Annotated in this window: 14 protein-coding genes and 1 tRNA gene; 4 read left to right on the forward strand and 11 right to left on the reverse strand. The window is 75.3% G+C overall.

Features of this window, described 5'->3' with window-relative positions; genetic code table 11:
• Window positions 1-556 (forward strand): GAF and ANTAR domain-containing protein (locus H9652_RS14640; protein WP_191796907.1); only part of this gene is annotated, 556 nt, incomplete at its 5' end.
• A gap of 77 nt (window positions 557-633) precedes the next feature.
• Here the strand turns inward: H9652_RS14640 and H9652_RS14645 are convergent.
• The 3 genes from H9652_RS14645 to H9652_RS14655 all read right to left on the reverse strand — a co-directional run bounded on the left by H9652_RS14645 (window position 634) and on the right by H9652_RS14655 (window position 2,219).
• Complete coding sequence (locus H9652_RS14645) at window positions 634-1,362, reverse strand: PAS and ANTAR domain-containing protein (RefSeq protein ID WP_191796908.1); 729 nt, start codon at window positions 1,360-1,362, stop codon at window positions 634-636.
• 126 nt (window positions 1,363-1,488) lie between these two features.
• Complete coding sequence (locus tag H9652_RS14650) at window positions 1,489-1,845, reverse strand: ArsR/SmtB family transcription factor (protein WP_191796909.1); 357 nt, start codon at window positions 1,843-1,845, stop codon at window positions 1,489-1,491.
• 5 nt (window positions 1,846-1,850) lie between these two features.
• The gene (locus tag H9652_RS14655) at window positions 1,851-2,219 is read right to left on the reverse strand and encodes a hypothetical protein (RefSeq protein ID WP_191796910.1); all 369 of its coding nucleotides are present in this window, start codon (window positions 2,217-2,219) and stop codon (window positions 1,851-1,853) included.
• Window positions 2,220-2,260: 41 nt separating this feature from the next.
• Between H9652_RS14655 and H9652_RS14660 the strand changes: the two genes are divergently transcribed.
• Window positions 2,261-2,461, forward strand: a complete 201-nt coding sequence (locus H9652_RS14660) for a hypothetical protein (RefSeq protein ID WP_191796911.1) — start codon at window positions 2,261-2,263, stop codon at window positions 2,459-2,461.
• A gap of 3 nt (window positions 2,462-2,464) precedes the next feature.
• Here the strand turns inward: H9652_RS14660 and H9652_RS14665 are convergent, their stop codons facing one another.
• The 4 genes from H9652_RS14665 to H9652_RS14680 form a co-directional block, all read right to left on the reverse strand.
• Entirely contained in the window at window positions 2,465-2,926 is a 462-nt protein-coding gene (locus H9652_RS14665; protein WP_138824454.1) for an HNH endonuclease, read from the reverse strand.
• A 68-nt stretch (window positions 2,927-2,994) separates the two neighbouring features.
• Window positions 2,995-3,093 (reverse strand) — tRNA-OTHER (locus tag H9652_RS14670).
• A gap of 298 nt (window positions 3,094-3,391) precedes the next feature.
• Window positions 3,392-4,060 (reverse strand): GAP family protein, encoded by a 669-nt coding sequence (locus H9652_RS14675; RefSeq protein WP_191796912.1) that lies wholly within the window; start codon window positions 4,058-4,060, stop codon window positions 3,392-3,394.
• A 161-nt stretch (window positions 4,061-4,221) separates the two neighbouring features.
• The gene (locus tag H9652_RS14680) at window positions 4,222-5,997 is read right to left on the reverse strand and encodes a SulP family inorganic anion transporter (RefSeq protein ID WP_191796913.1); all 1,776 of its coding nucleotides are present in this window, start codon (window positions 5,995-5,997) and stop codon (window positions 4,222-4,224) included.
• Between the two features lie 192 nt (window positions 5,998-6,189).
• Here H9652_RS14680 and H9652_RS14685 point away from each other — a divergent pair, with 192 nt between their 5' ends.
• Both H9652_RS14685 and H9652_RS14690 read left to right on the forward strand, forming a co-directional pair.
• Window positions 6,190-6,477, forward strand: coding sequence for an Ada metal-binding domain-containing protein (locus tag H9652_RS14685; RefSeq protein ID WP_191796914.1), 288 nt, complete (start codon window positions 6,190-6,192; stop codon window positions 6,475-6,477).
• A 114-nt stretch (window positions 6,478-6,591) separates the two neighbouring features.
• Entirely contained in the window at window positions 6,592-7,716 is a 1,125-nt protein-coding gene (locus H9652_RS14690; protein WP_191796915.1) for a CAP domain-containing protein, read from the forward strand.
• A 36-nt stretch (window positions 7,717-7,752) separates the two neighbouring features.
• On the opposite strand, the gene mgtE is transcribed toward H9652_RS14690, so the two are convergent.
• The 4 genes from mgtE to hrpB all read right to left on the reverse strand — a co-directional run bounded on the left by mgtE (window position 7,753) and on the right by hrpB (window position 12,556).
• A complete protein-coding gene (gene mgtE, locus H9652_RS14695) occupies window positions 7,753-9,081 on the reverse strand; it encodes a magnesium transporter (protein ID WP_191796916.1) in 1,329 nt (442 codons plus the stop codon).
• A 108-nt stretch (window positions 9,082-9,189) separates the two neighbouring features.
• Entirely contained in the window at window positions 9,190-9,750 is a 561-nt protein-coding gene (locus tag H9652_RS14700) for a dihydrofolate reductase family protein (protein ID WP_191796917.1), read from the reverse strand.
• Between the two features lie 59 nt (window positions 9,751-9,809).
• A complete protein-coding gene (locus tag H9652_RS14705) occupies window positions 9,810-10,034 on the reverse strand; it encodes a hypothetical protein (RefSeq protein WP_191796918.1) in 225 nt (74 codons plus the stop codon).
• A gap of 65 nt (window positions 10,035-10,099) precedes the next feature.
• Window positions 10,100-12,556, reverse strand: coding sequence for an ATP-dependent helicase HrpB (gene hrpB / locus H9652_RS14710; protein ID WP_318244191.1), 2,457 nt, complete (start codon window positions 12,554-12,556; stop codon window positions 10,100-10,102).
• Between the last annotated feature and the right edge of the window lie 101 nt (window positions 12,557-12,657).

Here is a 12,657-nt window from a genome sequence, read left to right on the forward strand (position 1 = left end):
GATCTCGCTCGTGACCCGCAAGGGGCACATCGAGACCCCCGCCGCGTCGCACGACCTCGCCCGGCGCGGGGACGAGCTCCAGTACGCGCTGAACGAGGGGCCGTGCCTCGACGCGATCCGCGAGACCGACCTGGTGCGCACCAACGATCTCGCGGCCGAGCCGCGCTGGCAGCGGTGGGCCGACCAGGTGCAGGAGGAGCTCGGGGTCCGCTCGATGCTGTGCGTGCAGCTCTTCACGAGCGAGACCTCGCACGGCGCCCTGAACCTGTACTCACGCTCCACGGGGGCGTTCCCCGCCACGGCGCTGTCGATCGTCTCGACGTTCGCCGCGGTCGCCGCCGCGGCCCTGACCGCCGCGCGCACCGAGGAGCAGCTCACGAGCGCCGTGCAGACCCGCACCGTGATCGGCCAGGCCCAGGGCATCCTCATGGAGCGCTACCAGCTCTCCGCGCAGCGCGCGTTCTCGGTCCTGAGCCGCGTCTCGCAGGACTCGAACGTCAAGCTCTACGACCTCGCCCGCGAGGTCGTCGAGACGCGCCGGTTCCCGACGACGTAGGCCGCCCGGCGCGGCGGGCCACCGGTGCGCCCGCCACGGCCCACGGGTCGGCCGACCGCCCCTGCAGGGCACCGTCCTCAGCCCGTGACGGCTCCCTTGCGCCGGAAGAGCTGTGCACCGCCGGGACGGCTCACGCTGCCGGGCTCGAGGGCTGCCAGGCACGCGTCGACGCGGTCCTTGGCACGACCGCCCAGCCCGCCGCCGGCCGCGATCGAGTCGATCAGCTCCCGTGCCACGTCGGGCAGGCGTCGGCTGCTCTCGCTCGCGTGCACGACGAGCAGGTCGAGCGCACCGTCGGGGTCCAGGCCGTGCGAGGCCATGATGACCCCCTTGGCCTGGTCGACGACGGCGCGGTCCTGGAGCCCGACCGCGACCTGTCGGGTGACCTCGCGGCGCAACGCGTCCTCGTGCGCGGCGGACGTGTCGATCATCATGCCGATCACCTCGACCACGGCGCCCGACGCGTCGCGGCGCGCCTGGCCGGTGACCGTGACGGTCTTGGTCCGGCCGCGCGCGTCCACGATGCGGTGGCTGGTGCTGAAGGGGCGCCCCGTGGTGCGCAGCAGCGCGAGGTCGCGCAGGACCGTGTCGCGGTCGTCGGGGTGCTTGTGCTGGGCCAGGAGGCCCGCGCTCGGGACGACCGAGTCGGGCGCCAGGCCGTGCAGCAGGTAGACCTCCTCGGACCACCACCACTCACCGGTGCGCAGGTCGACCCGGTACTGGCCGGTGGGGTGGGCTCGCCCGAGGCTCAACGCCTCGGCGAGCGGGTCGCGGCGACGCCTACGAGGGGACGGGTCGGTGGGCATGATGGCTCGCTCTCAGCACGTGCGTGTCGAGGGGCCGCTTCCTGACTCCTAGGAGCCCCACCTTAGTCCGCCCCGCGCACGGGACCAACCCTCGTCCGTGGGGCGAGCACCGGCGGGGACCGGGCCTCAGTCCTCGCGGGCGTGGTGCGGGGGCAGCGGGTAGAGCGTGTGCTCGGTGTGGTGGAGGACGTTCGTGACGAGCGCCTCGACGTGCTCGGTCGCGGGGGCGTAGTAGACGCTCGTGCCCGCACGCCGCGACGTCACGAGGTGTCCGGCACGCAGCTTGGCGAGGTGCTGCGAGATCGCGGGGACGGGACGGTCGAGGGCCTCGGCGATCGCGGTCACCGACATCTCCGTCCCGGTCAGCATGTGCAGCACCGCGAGGCGAGTGCGGTCGGCGAGCAGGCGAAGCACCTCGACCGCTCGGTCGAGGTCGACCTCGGGGGGCGCGACGGGGCGCGGGTCGCGCTGCGTGGTGGACATCCCCTTCATGGTCCCACCCTCGTGCCCGTTCGTCCGGGACCCGCGCGCGGCAGCTGCCCCGCCCAGTCGGCGGACGCCGGCCACAGCACGCGGGCGAGCACGGTCGCGGCCACCGCGACGACGGCCGGCGTCGTCGCGGCGCGCGCCAGACCGCACGTGCCGAGCCGCCCTGCGAGCGGGCAGGCGACCAACCAGCACGCGTGCGACAGCGAGAACTGCGCGGCGAAGGCCAGGTGGAGGTCACGTCGGTCCACCACGCGCCGTACGAGGCGCCCGGGTGTCTCGACCGAGGACCAGCCCGCGCCGATCGCGACCCACGCCGCGCACACCCCAGCCAGGGCGGCGGCCGGGGGCGCGGCGAGCGCGAGGGGCACGACGGCGCAGCCCGCTGCGAGCGACGTGGGATCCTGGAGTCGTGTCCGACCTGACGTCCCGCCGCATCCCGCCCGGCCCGATCCTCGACGCGCTGCGCACGCACCGCTACCTGCCGGACTGGGCCCTGGACGTGCCACGGCTCGCGCTCGAGCACGCCCTTGTCCTCGCGGACGGCGACCCGCACCGACTGGTCCTGGACGACGACGGGACCATCAGGGTCGAGAACTCTCCACAGCCCTGAGGCTCAGCGCTTGCCGTACGGGTAGACGTCGGCGAGCACGGGCTCGAACGGCCGCGAGCGCAACCTCATGCCCGCCTCCTGGGGGGTCCGACCAGCCTTGGCGCTGTTGCACGGCTCGCACGCCGCCACGGCGTTGAGCCAGGTCGTGGTCCCGCCCTGGCACCGAGGCACCACGTGGTCCATGGTCGTCGCAGGTGCCCCGCAGTAGCCGCAGCGGAACTTGTCGCGGCGCATCAGCGCGGCGCGCGAGTACGGCACGCGGCCCGTGCGCTCGTAGACCCAGCGGGAGTGGACATAACGGACCAGCTCGACCGAGAGGGGGCGTTGGTAGGGGCCGAAGGTCTCCCCCTCGACCGCCTCGCGCACGGCCGCGACCCGGCGGTGCAGCATGCGGATCGCGTGCCCGAGCGAGACACGCCCCAGGACCTGCCCACCGCCCAGGTTGTAGATGAGGACCTCGCTCATCGACCGACTCCCTGTCTGCGACCCGCGGTACCGAGATCCTCGGCGCCGCGGGCCACCCACGTCGTCTGCGGAGAGGGCGGGAATCGAACCCGCCCCACGAGGCGCTGGTGCGCCCCGTCGCCGTCCTTGGCACATGCCTCTCCAGGGGTGCCGCCCGACTGCAGTCCGGGCGACTTGGAACCTCCACGCACACCACGGGTCCCCGTCGTGGCCAGGTTCATGTGCCTGGCTCGCCGCGCTACCACTGTGGCGCGGTCTCGTGTGCGTCAGCTCGTGCGGGCCGCCGGAGCGGCACCTCACGAGAACGGGTCAGGAGCGAACGCCGTGGGGGCTGGCCCGACCGGCGACCGGCCTCCTGACCGGACGTGCACCACAGTAGCGGCCCGCCCCCGGGCCGGGGCAAGGGTTTTTCGGGGAGATCACGCGCGGGTCGCGCGGACAGGCTCGGTGCGTCCACCTCGTCGCTCACAGCGCCGTGATCCCGTCCCCGATCATCTTGGCCCCGAGCACCAGGAGCAGCACGGCCATGATGACGGCGTTGTTCTGGATCATCCAGGTCTTGAGGCCGTCGAGCATCGTCGCGGCCCGGGACCCCATCGCCAGGTAGATCACGACGGGGGCGGCGACCCCGAGGCTCGCGACCACGACGAACACCGCGAGCGCCCCGAGCTGCTCGGACGTCTGGGAGGTCGCGGCGGCGATGGCCGCGGCCCCCGAGACGACGAGCAGCAGGTTCTTGGGGTTGACCGCCCCGAGCAGGACAGCGAGGCCGAACGCCTTGACGGGCGTGAACGCGTCGATCGCGCTCATCCACCTCGGCGTCTGCGGGCTCACGCCCTCGCGCGGGCGTCCACGCCACTGGCTGAACGCGAGGAGCAGCAGCAGGACGCCCAGGACGATCTTGACGACGCTCGCCCACGCGGGCGGCCCGGCCGCGTCGGGCGAGGCCGCACCGGCCACGAGCAGCACGACCGACCCGAGGGCCGCGATCCCCACGATCCACCCCAGCAGGAACGAGAAGCCGTTGGCCTTCGCCTTCCTGCTGACGAGCATCAGCACGACCGCCACGATGGGCATGGGGCTGATGAGGACACCCACAGCGATGGGCAGGGACTGACCGACGGCTGGGCCCACGGCACTTCCTCTCGTCGTGCGCCGCCGTCCCGGCGTCGCGCTCCAGGTCTCGTGACTGCTCGCGGGACCGGTCAACCCGACCGTAGTGCCACGCCCTGCCGACCGCGCGCGAAGGGCGGCGGGCCGCCGCGAGGCGAGCGGCGGCGTCGGGCAGGCGGGCGTCAGGCGGGCGGCGCGGCCGCCGGGGCCCCGCCCGCGTCCCCCGCCGCGGCGGGCAGGAGGTCGCTCAGCGCGGAGTCGACGTCGGGGTAGGTGGGTGGCAGCTCGTCCGGCCCGACGGCGCCGCGCAGCACGTCCCGCACCTGGCCGACGTCCCGGGCCAGGGCCAGGCGGGCACCGACCCGGTCGAGGTCGCGGGCCAGGGTCACGAGCATCTCGGCGGCCTCGACGTCCAGGAACGGCACGGTCTCGGCGTCGAGGACCACGACGCGCGGCGAGGTGTCCGCGGCCAGGCGGCGCACGGCCGCACGCACGGTGTCCGCGTTGGCGAAGAACAGGCCCGACTCGACGCGCACCACGAGCGCACCCTCGACGCTGGTGCCCCCGTCCTTGCCCGTGGCGATGCGCCGCGCCCTGTCGACCCACACACCGTGCGAGCTGCGCACGAGCACGGCGACGTGGGGGCGCGAGGCTCGACCGAGGAGCAGGAACAGCGAGAGCACGATCCCGAGCACGAGTCCGGGCAGGGTGTCGAACACCAGGACGCCGACCATGGCCGCGAGCGCCGCCCAGAAGTCGTGCCGGGCCGCTCCCCCGTACAGGGCCTTGGAGCGCGGCGTCGCGAGGCGGTACAGGCGGCGCAGGGCCTTGACGTCGACGAGCTCGATCACGGCCGCGATGACGACGGCCGCTAGCGTGGCCTCGGGCAGGGACTCGAACACGGGCGTGAGGAACAGCAGGGTCAGGAGCGTCAGGGCGGCCGCGACGAGGCCCGAGACCTGGCTCTTGGCCCCGGCACCGCCGTTGACCGCGGTCTTGGACAGGCTGCCGTTGACGACCATGCCGGACGCGAGGCCCGAGCCGAGGTTCGCGGCGCCCATGCCGACGAGCTCGCGGTTGGCGTCGATGTCGTAGCCCTCGCGCGAGGCGTACGTCTTGGCGGCGCCCAGGGCCTCGGCGAAGCCCACGAGCATGACGCCCGCGGCGGGCCCGACGAGGTCGGTGTAGGTGTTCCAGTCGACGCCGGTCGGCAGGCCGAGCGCGGGCAGGCCCGCCTGGATGGGGCCGACGATGTCGACGCCGTCGTCGTCGAGGCCGAGCAGCAGGACCAGGGCGATCCCGATCCCGACCACGACGAGCGAGCCGGGCACCTTGGGCAGCCAGCGCTTGATCGCAAGGACGGCTGCGAGGGACCCCAGGCCCAGGACCACGGTCAGGGGGTGCGCGGTGCCGAGCTCGGTGAGGATCGCCCACAGCTTCTCGAAGAAGTTCCCCTCGCCCTTGTCGACGCCCAGCAGGGCCGGCACCTGCCCGATGACGATCGTGAGCGCGAGGCCCACGATGAACCCCTTGAGCACGGGCTCGGAGATGAACGAGGCCAGGAACCCGAGGCGTGCGATGCCCGCGACGAGGCACAGGACGCCGGTCACGAGCGCCACGGCCGTGGTCAGCGCGACGAACGCCGCGTCGTCGCCGGGCCGGAACGCCGCGACCACGCTCGCGGACAGGGCCGCGGTCGCGGACATGGGCCCCACGACCAGGTGGCGCGAGCTGCCGAACGCCGCGTACAGGATCAGCGAGGGCACCGCGGCGTACAGGCCCACGACGGGTGAGACGCCCGCGATGGTCGCGTAGGCGAGCGACTCGGGCACCAGGACGGCCCACACGGTCAGGCCCGCGACCACGTCGCCCCGCAGCCATGCCCCGCGGTACCCCTGCAGGGACGCGAACACGAACCACGGTCGCCGTGCCGTGGTGGCCCTGGTGCTCGTCGGCATGTGCCCGCCTCTCGCCCGTGGGCGCCGTGCGCGCCTCACGGGCGAACGTATCCGCGCGCGCTGCGGTCGGCATCAGGAAGGTCCGTCCTGCCCGACGGCGCCGCTCCCGTTCGCCTTCCACCTCACGTCGCTCGGGGCGCGGGCGTCTACGGAGCACCCCCGCCCGACCTGCCTGCACCCCGGGAGCACCTCATGAGCGCGAGACCGAAGCTCTACCGACTGCTCGGGCCCGACCGTGTGCCGACCCTCAGCCCCGTTCCCGGGACGCTCGGCGGGCACCGGCGTTCCCGGGTCTACGGCCGGCTCGACTGTCCCGGCGCCGCACGGGCGATCGCCCGTGGGGGCTACGTGGCCCACCGCGTGTTCTTCGCCGACGAGGAGACCGCGGTCGCCGCCGGGTACCGGCCGTGCGCCGTGTGCCTGCGCGAGCAGTACCGGGAGTGGAAGGCGACCCGGGTCGCTCCGGAGCCGCGGGGCTGAGGGCCTGGCCGGGCACCGCACCGGAGACGGTCGAGGCGCCGTCCGCGCGCACGATCAGCCGGGTGACGGCACAGTGGACCCGACCCGTCCTTGCCCGACCACCCGGGAGGTCCCGTGCGCGCACGCCGGTTGACCACGTTCCTCGTCGCGCTCACGACCGTCGTCCTGACGGTGCCGGTGGGCCTGGGCACGAGCGCCCCGGCTCGCGCCTCGGGGGCCGGGGACGTGGCGGGTCTCGTGAACGGCGCGCGCTCGTCCGCGGGTCTCGCGCCCCTGGCGCACGACGCCGGGCTCGCGGGCGTCGCCCAGGCGTGGGCCGAGCGGATGGCGGCGAACGGCTCGATGAGCCACAACCCGTCGACCGGCGCGCAGATCCCGGGCGGGTGGTCCACCTGGGGCGAGAACGTCGCCTGGTCGAGCGACCCGTCGCCGTCCGGACTGCACGCGAGCCTCATGGGGTCCTCGGGGCACCGGGCCAACATCCTGTCCTCGGCGTTCACGTCGCTCGGCGTCGGGTACGCGACCGACGCCGCCGGGGGCGCGTACGTCGCCGAGGTGTTCGCGGCCTACCCCGGCGCGGCCCCGCCTCCTCCTGCGCAGGCTCCCGCCGAGGCGGGCCCCGACCGGTCGACCCGACCGCCGGGCGCCTCGGACACGGCGGGCGAGACGGACAAGACGGGCAGGTCGGCGGCAGACCGCCCGCGCTCCCCCGTCGGCCTCGTGCCCGGCGCGTCGGGCCCCGAGGTCCTGGCCCTCCAGGAACGCCTGCGCCTCCACGGCCAGGACGTCGCCGGCGACGGCGCGTACGGCCCCGCGACCGCCGCCGCGGTCCTCGCGTTCCAGGGCGCACGAGGTCTGGCCACGGACGGCGTCGTGGGGCCGGCGACGACGGCGGCGCTCGCACTCGACCCGCCGCCCGCCTCTGCGCCCTCGCCTGCGGCTCCCGACGCCACCGGCGCCGAGAGTGCCGGGACCGAGACAGGGGCCGACCCGGCGGACGGGACGGGTGACGCGACCGACACGCGGGTCGCGGCCGCGCAGGAGACGGGCGCGACGCCGTCGGGCCCGGCGACGCCCTCCGGGAGCCCGACCCCGCCGGGTGCGGGCACGACGCCCGAGGTCCCGGCCTACGGCTGGGTGATCGCGTCCCTCGCCGTCCTGGCCGCGATGTCCCTGAGCGTCGTCGGTGCGCGCCGACGCTCCGCGCAGGTCCGCGGCGCGCGGCCCCCGCAGGACTGAGCGCCCGCCCGTGCGGTCGCACGGCCCGAGCGCTTCTCAGATGCCCAGGACCACCTTCGCGACCGAGAAGTAGATGACCAGCCCCAGGGTGTCGACGAACGTCGAGATGAACGGCGCCGCGACGATCGCCGGGTCGATGCCCACGCGGCGCGCCAGGATCGGGATGCTCGACCCGACCGTCGTCGCGAGCACGCACACGCCCACGACCGTGATCGCGAGCACCTGCGCGATCGACACACCCGCGACCCACGCCGCCGGACCGAAGCCGACCGCAGCGAGCACCGTCCCGAGCAGGAGACCCGTGAGCATCTCGCGCCCCACGACGCGCAGCAGGTCTCCGCGGCGGATGTCGCCCACCGCCAGGGCGCGGACCACGGTCGTCGCGGCCTGCGACCCCGCGTTCCCGCCCGTGCCGATGAGCAGCGGGATGAACAGCGCGAGCGCCACGACCGCGTCGAGCTCGGCCTCGAAGTAGCTCTGCACCCCGACCGTGAGGCTCGCCGCGACGATCAGCAGCAGGAGCCAGACCACGCGCGCCCGCACCAGCCCCAGGACCGAGACGGTCAGGTACGGGCGGCGCAGCGGCTCCGAGCCACCCACGCGAGCCGAGTCCTCGTCGTCCTCGGCCTCGAGGATGCGCATCGCGTCGTCGACCGTCAGGACGCCCAGGAGGCGGCGCTCGTGGTCGACCACGGGCACCGCGACGTACCCGCCGTCGCGCACGACGTTGGCCGCGTGCTCCTGGTCGTCCGTCGCCTCGACCGTCACCGCCGGGGACATGACGTCCTCGACCAGGGTGTCCGGGTCGCTCACCAGCAGCCGGCGCAGCGACACCACCCCCTCGACGACCCGCCCGGCACCGAGGACCGGCACGGTGTAGATCGTCTCGACGTCGTCACCCGCCCGGCGCAGCGCGTCGAGGGCCCCCGCGACGGTCGTGCCACGCCGCACCGAGGCCACCCGGGGCGACATGCGTCGGCCCGCGCTGTCCTCGGGATATCCGAGCAGCGCGGTCGTCAGGGCCCGCTCGTCGGGACCCAGACCGCCCAGGAGCCGGGCCGCGACGCCCGCGGGCAGCTCGTCGAGCAGCGACGCCCGGTCGTCCGGGTCGAGGGCCGCGAAGATCTCCGCGGTCGCCTCGGACCGCAACGCCTCGACGAGCTCCGCCTGGATCGCCGGGCCGAGGTCCTCGAAGACCTCGACCGCGCGCCCCTTGGGCAGCAGGCGGAACGCGACCGCGCGCCGCTGGTCGCCCAGGCGCCCGAGCTCGTCGACGACCTCCTGGGTGTCCATGCTCGCGATGCGGTGCTGCAGGTCCTCCAGGTCGTGGGGTCGCTCGGTCCGGGGCTCGGAGTGTGCGCGCATGGCCCCACCTTCTCAGGGCGACGCAGGAGCGGCCCGGTGGAGTCGCGCGACGTGACGAGGCCCACGGCGCGGCCGTGTCCGGGCGTGGCCCGGGCGCAGGGCGACGGCTCAGCGCGCCACGCGGTATCTCGTGTAGACCACGCCGCCCGTGAAGCGGCGCTCGTCGAGGAGCTCGAGGTCGAGCCGGGCGCCCGCGGGGTAGAAGGACGTCCCGCCGCCCACGAGCACGGGGTGCACGAAGGCGCGCAGCTCGTCGACGATCCCCGCCGCGAGCGCCTGCGCCGCCAGGGTCGGGCCGGCGATGCCGACCTCCCGCTCGGCGCGGTCGACGAGGGTGCGGGCGGCGGCAGGGTCGAAGGTCCGCTCGACGCGCGTGCGCGGGACGCCCGGGTCGTCGAGCGTGGTCGAGTACACGACCTTGTCCACGTCGCGCCAGATGCGCGCGTAGTCACGGACGGCGGGCGACTCGTCGTCGAGCATGGCGGGGTCGTCCCAGACGCGCATGACCTCGTAGACCCGGCGTCCCAGGAGGAACGTCCCGACGGAACGTTCGAGGTCGTCGACGAACGTGTGCACCTCCTCGTCGGGGGCGCTCCACTCGAACGAGCCCGAGGCGTCGGCGACGTAGCCGTCAAGGGACATGATGCCGGTGCAGGTCAGCAGCGCCACGGTGCACTCCTAGGTGTCGGCGGGTATCGGCGGGTATCGGCGGGTGTCGGCGGAGAGGGTCAGCGGGGCTGTGCCCGGCCGGGCGGGACGTGGCCGGGTGGGGAGCCGTGCCGCGCACGCAGGTAGCGCGTCAGGCCGACCGTGCCCCACATCACGGCCAGCACGAGGAGCAGGAACGGCAGGACGGGGGCGCCGGTCGCGATCAGCACGGCCGCGAGGACGAACGCGCCGAGCGCGAGCCAGAGCACGTTGCCGACGGGTCTGGGTCCGCTGGGACTGGACATGGTCCCCTCCTCGGGCAGGCGCGTTCTCAGCCTACTCCGGGCACGTCGGCCCGCACGGGTCGACGTCAGGCCGTGGGGTCCTCGGGCCAGTCGTGCTTGGGGTAGCGGCGGCGCAGCTCGGCGCGCACCTGCGCGTACCCGGTACCCCAGAACGACTCGAGGTCCGCGGTGATCGCCGCAGGCCGCCTGGCCGGGGACAGCAGGTGCAGCAGCACGGGCACGCGTCCGTCGGCGACCCGGGGCGTGGCACGCCACCCGAACGCGTCCTGGACCTTGACGGCGAGCACGGGCTGGTCCCCGGTGTAGTCGAGGCGGGCGCTGCGGCCCCCGGGCAGGTCGACGCGCACGGGGGCGAGCTCGTCGAGCCTGCCCGCGGCGGGCCACGGCAGCAGGCGCCGCAGGGCGTTGGTCACGTCGAGGCGCTGGAGGTCGGCAGCCTTGCGGACCTTGGCGAGGTCGGGCCCGAGCCACGCGTCGAGGCCCGTGAGCAGGGCCTCGTCGGACACGTCGGGCCACGGGTCGCCCAGGGCCCGGTGCAGGAACGCAAGGCGGTGCCGCAGCTCGCGCGCGGGCTCGCGCCAGGGCAGGACGTCGAGGCCCTCGCGCTCGAGCCCGGTCCGTAGCGCCGCCACGACCTGGTCGGGGGGCGGGTCGGCGACCTTCTGCGAGGCGATCTCGATCGCGCCGAGCCGCGTCGTGCGCCGCGCCTGGATGCGCCCGTCCGACCACGTGACGGTCTCGTCCTCGCGCAGGGCTGAGGACGCGGCCTCGTACGCGAGGTCCTCGTCGACGGGTGCGGCCGACCGGATCGTCGCGTCACGCCTGCCGGCGCCGCGGTCGGCGTCCGCGACGGCGAGCCAGTCGTAGCCCGCGAGCGGGGAGCCCGGCGGCAGCGCGGCCCCCGTGCCCGACGTCATGAGGTACGTGGTCCCGTTCGGCCGCCTCCGCGCGACCCGGTCCGGGTGCGCGAGCGCGACGACGAGCCCGACCGCGAGGTCCAGGCTCAGGTCCTCCCGGCGGCTCCGCCCTGGCGCGGCGACGAGCCCCTGGAGCCGCTCGGCCTGCGCGCGCCACGACCCGCTCGCCGGACCACCCCGCCGGGCGTCCCGCAGGGCCGCGACGAGGTCCGCCCCGGGCGCGCGCACGTCGTCGGACAGGAGGGCGACCACCTCGGCAGCGAGCCGCGGCCCGACGACGTCGCCCGCGTCCAGGAGGGCGCGCGCGAGCCGGGGGTCGGCCGGGACGCGGGCGATCTCGCGTCCCCGCGGGGTGACCGTGCCGTCCGGGTGGACCGCGCCGAGCGCCTCGAGCGTCGCGCGCGCGACCGTCATCGCGGCCGCGGGCGGGGAGTCGAGGAGCGCGAGCCCCGTCCCGTCCGGGCTCCCCCAGCACGCGAGCTCGAGCGCGAACGCGACGAGGTCGGCAGTGAGGATCTCGGGCGTCGGGTGCGCGACGAGCTGGGCGTGCTCGCCCGGCGACCAGCAGCGGTACACCGCCCCCGGCCCCTCGCGTCCCGCGCGCCCGGCGCGCTGCTCGGCCGCCGCACGGCTCACGCGGACCGTCACGAGACCCGCGAGGCCGCGCCGGTGGTCGGTGCGCGGCTCCCGGGACAGGCCCGCGTCGACGACCACCCGCACCCCGGGCACGGTGAGCGAGGACTCGGCGACGGCCGTGGAGACCACGACCCTGCGGCGCGGCCCGGGCGTCAGGGCCAGGTCCTGCTCGCGCGTGGGCAGCCGCCCGTGCAGGGGGCGGACGTCTGCCTCCACGCCGGCCAGGCGGCGAGCGACGCCGTCGACCTCGCCCGCGCCGGGCACGAAGACCAGCTCGGTCAGCGCCCGGCGTGCGGTCGCCGCGACGTGGTCGAGGAACGCGCGTGGCACGCCACGCTCGTCGAGCCGCGGCCCGGGCGACGGCGCCCACACCTCCTCGACGGGGAACAGGCTGCCGTCCGCGACCACGACCGGGGCAGGGGTCTCGTCGCCCAGGAGGCTCGCGGTGCGCTCGGCCTCGATCGTCGCGGACATCGCGACGAGGGCCAGGTCTGGACGCAGGGCGGTCCGGACGTCGACCAGCAGCGCGAGGGTCAGGTCGGCGTCGAGGTGACGCTCGTGGACCTCGTCGAGCACGACGACGCCGACCCCGGCCAGCTCCGGGTCGCGCTGGAGGCGGCGCAGCAGGACGCCGGTCGTGACGATCTCGATGCGTGTCTCGGGCCCCGTCCGGGACTCGCCGCGCACCGAGAAGCCCACCGTGCGTCCGACGGGCTCACCGAGCAGGTGCGCGAGGCGGCGCGCCGCAGCCCGGGCCGCGATCCGGCGCGGCTGGGTCACGATGACACGCCCCGCAGGCCGTGCAGCCGCGAGCGCCGGCGGGACGAGGGTCGTCTTGCCCGTGCCGGGAGGTGCCTGGAGCACGGCGACGCCCCGGTCCCGGACGGCGTCGGTGAGCTCGGCCAGGTGGTGGCGGACCGGGAGATCGGGCGGCGAGGCGAGCAGGCGGGCGATCGGGTCCGGGTCCACGGGGCCATTCTCCCCTGTGCCTCGACCCCGGGGGCCCCGCGGGCAGCACGCGGGCGTCGAGCGGGCCCCGTGCACCCCGGGCGTGGCGCTACCCTGGGCTG

The organism is Oerskovia rustica (assembly GCF_014836555.1).
In the GTDB taxonomy this organism is placed as follows: Bacteria; Actinomycetota; Actinomycetes; order Actinomycetales; family Cellulomonadaceae; genus Oerskovia; species Oerskovia rustica.

Coding starts and splice junctions, on each gene's coding strand:
- H9652_RS14705 (WP_191796918.1), bottom strand. CDS start 10,034: ATGTCCAGTCCCAGCGGACCCAGACCCGTCGGCAACGTGCTCTGGCTC.
- H9652_RS14665 (WP_138824454.1), bottom strand. CDS start 2,926: ATGAGCGAGGTCCTCATCTACAACCTGGGCGGTGGGCAGGTCCTGGGG.
- H9652_RS14685 (WP_191796914.1), top strand. CDS start 6,190: ATGAGCGCGAGACCGAAGCTCTACCGACTGCTCGGGCCCGACCGTGTG.
- H9652_RS14680 (WP_191796913.1), bottom strand. CDS start 5,997: ATGCCGACGAGCACCAGGGCCACCACGGCACGGCGACCGTGGTTCGTG.
- H9652_RS14650 (WP_191796909.1), bottom strand. CDS start 1,845: ATGTCCACCACGCAGCGCGACCCGCGCCCCGTCGCGCCCCCCGAGGTC.
- mgtE (WP_191796916.1), bottom strand. CDS start 9,081: ATGCGCGCACACTCCGAGCCCCGGACCGAGCGACCCCACGACCTGGAG.
- H9652_RS14645 (WP_191796908.1), bottom strand. CDS start 1,362: ATGCCCACCGACCCGTCCCCTCGTAGGCGTCGCCGCGACCCGCTCGCC.